This window comes from Kineococcus glutinatus (genome assembly GCF_039542765.1).
Taxonomy (GTDB): domain Bacteria; phylum Actinomycetota; class Actinomycetes; order Actinomycetales; family Kineococcaceae; genus Kineococcus_A; species Kineococcus_A glutinatus.
The window spans coordinates 1-1,827 of sequence record NZ_BAABIL010000830.1; the positions used below are offsets into that span (position 1 = coordinate 1).

Annotated in this window: 3 protein-coding genes; all 3 read left to right on the forward strand. The window is 81.4% G+C overall.

The genetic code is table 11. The features are described 5' to 3' along the window. Positions 1-827: XdhC family protein (locus ABEB16_RS21820; RefSeq protein ID WP_345714268.1), on the forward strand; the 827-nt coding region annotated here is incomplete at its 5' end. Beyond that, positions 824-1,489, forward strand: coding sequence for a nucleotidyltransferase family protein (locus tag ABEB16_RS21825; RefSeq protein WP_345714269.1), 666 nt, complete (start codon positions 824-826; stop codon positions 1,487-1,489). The genes ABEB16_RS21820 and ABEB16_RS21825, both read left to right, overlap by 4 nt. Further along, positions 1,483-1,827, forward strand: a 345-nt coding sequence (locus ABEB16_RS21830; RefSeq protein ID WP_345714270.1) for an iron-sulfur cluster assembly scaffold protein, incomplete at its 3' end; no start/stop codon positions are given. The genes ABEB16_RS21825 and ABEB16_RS21830, both read left to right, overlap by 7 nt.

Below are 1,827 nucleotides of genomic sequence, written 5' to 3' on the forward strand. Positions count from 1 at the left end.
CCGTCGTGCTGGGCGTGGTCACCGGGGCGCCGCCGGGGGTGGCGCCCGAGGTCGGGGTGGGGTCGCGCTTCCTCCTCGCCCCCACCGCCCCGGCCGGTACCCCCGCCGCTCCTGCCGCCGTGGCCGCCGGCGCCGCGGCCCTGCTGGCCGCCCGGGAGGCGGTGTCGGTGGTGCGCGGGGGCTGGCGGGCGTGCCTGGTGCCGCTGTCGCCGCCGCAGCGGCTGCTGGTGTTCGGTTCCGTCGACGTGGCCGCCGCCGCCGCGCACCTGGGCGAGCTGCTCGGTTTCCGCGTGACCGTCTGCGACGCGCGGGCCGCGCTCACCACGCCCGCCCGCTTCCCCGGCGTGCGCGACCTCGTCGTCGAGCGCCCCGACCGCTACCTGGCGCGCGAGCGCGACGCCGGGCGGCTCGGCCGGGCGCCGGTGCTGCTCGTGCTGACCCACGACCCCCGCTTCGACCTGCCGCTGCTGCGCACGGCGCTGCGGCTGCCCGACGTCGGCTACCTCGGGGCGATGGGCTCGCGCCGCACCCACGCCGACCGCGCCGCCCGCCTGGCCGCGGCGGGGCTGGCCGGGGCGGCCGCCGGGCGGGTGCGCGGCCCGCTGGGCCTGGACCTGCGGGGGGCCACCCCGGCGGAGACGGCGCTGAGCGTGCTCGCGGAGGTCGTGGCGGTGCTCCGCGGCGGCACCGGGCTGCCGCTGAGCGCCACGACGGGCCCCATCCACGCCCCGCGGGCCGCTGGGGACACCCCCGGGGGTGCACCCGCGCGGGGCTCGGGGGATGCTCCTGCCTGCACGGGGGACGCAGCGTGGCGGGGGGTCGTGTGAGGAGCGTGGGGCTCGTGCTGGCGGCGGGGGCCGGCCGGCGGATGGGAGCACCCAAGGCGTTGCTGCGCACCGCCGAGGGGGAGACGTGGGCGGCGCGCGCGGCGCGGGCCCTCGGCGAGGGTGGCTGCGACCGGGTGGTCGTGACGACCGGCGCGCGGGCGGCGGAGGTCCGGGCCGGGCTGCCGCCGCTGGCGGGCCGCGCGCCGGTGGACGCGGTCCCCGTCGTGGCGTGGACCAGCGGCATGGGCGCCAGCCTGCGCGCCGGCATCAGCGCGGCGTGGCGGCTGGAGCTCGGCCTGGACGTGCTCGTGGTGACGCTGGTGGACCTGCCCGACGTCGACGCCGCCGTCGTGACGTCGCTGCTGGCGGCCGTGCCGCCGCGCTCGCACGAGGCGGTGGTGCGGGCGGTGTGGGACGGGCGCGCGGGGCACCCGGTGCTCCTGGGCCGTGACCTGCTGCCCGCCGCCCACGCGGAGGCCCGCGGTGACGAGGGCGCCCGCGAGCTGCTGACCCGCTGCGCCGGGACGGTGCTGGTGGAGCAGTCCCGCCGTGCCGGGTCCGGTGGTGACGTCGACCTGCCCGCGGACCTGCCGCCCGGCACCCGCTGGCCCGGCGGGCCCGGCCCGCTGCCGTGGGACGACCGGGCGGGGACGGCGTGCTGAGCGCCCCGCAGGCGCGGGAGCTGCTGGCCGGGCACGTGCGCGATCCCGTCGGCCGCGGCCCGCTGCCGGGCGCCGGTGGGGAGGCGGTGCTCGTCAACCCCTTCTGCGGCGACGAGGTCCGCGTCCGGGTGCGGGTGCGCGCCGGCGCGCTGCTGGACCTGGCCTGGGAGCACGAGGGCTGTGCGTTCAGCGCCGCGGCGACGTCGGTGCTGGCCGCGGCGGTGCTGGAGCGGCTGGCGGCCGGCCCGCTGGCCGCGGCGGAGGTGGAGCGGCTGCTCGGCGGCTACGAGGCGCGCTGCGCGGCGTCCGGCCCCGCGCAGGACGCCCCCGCGCAGGAC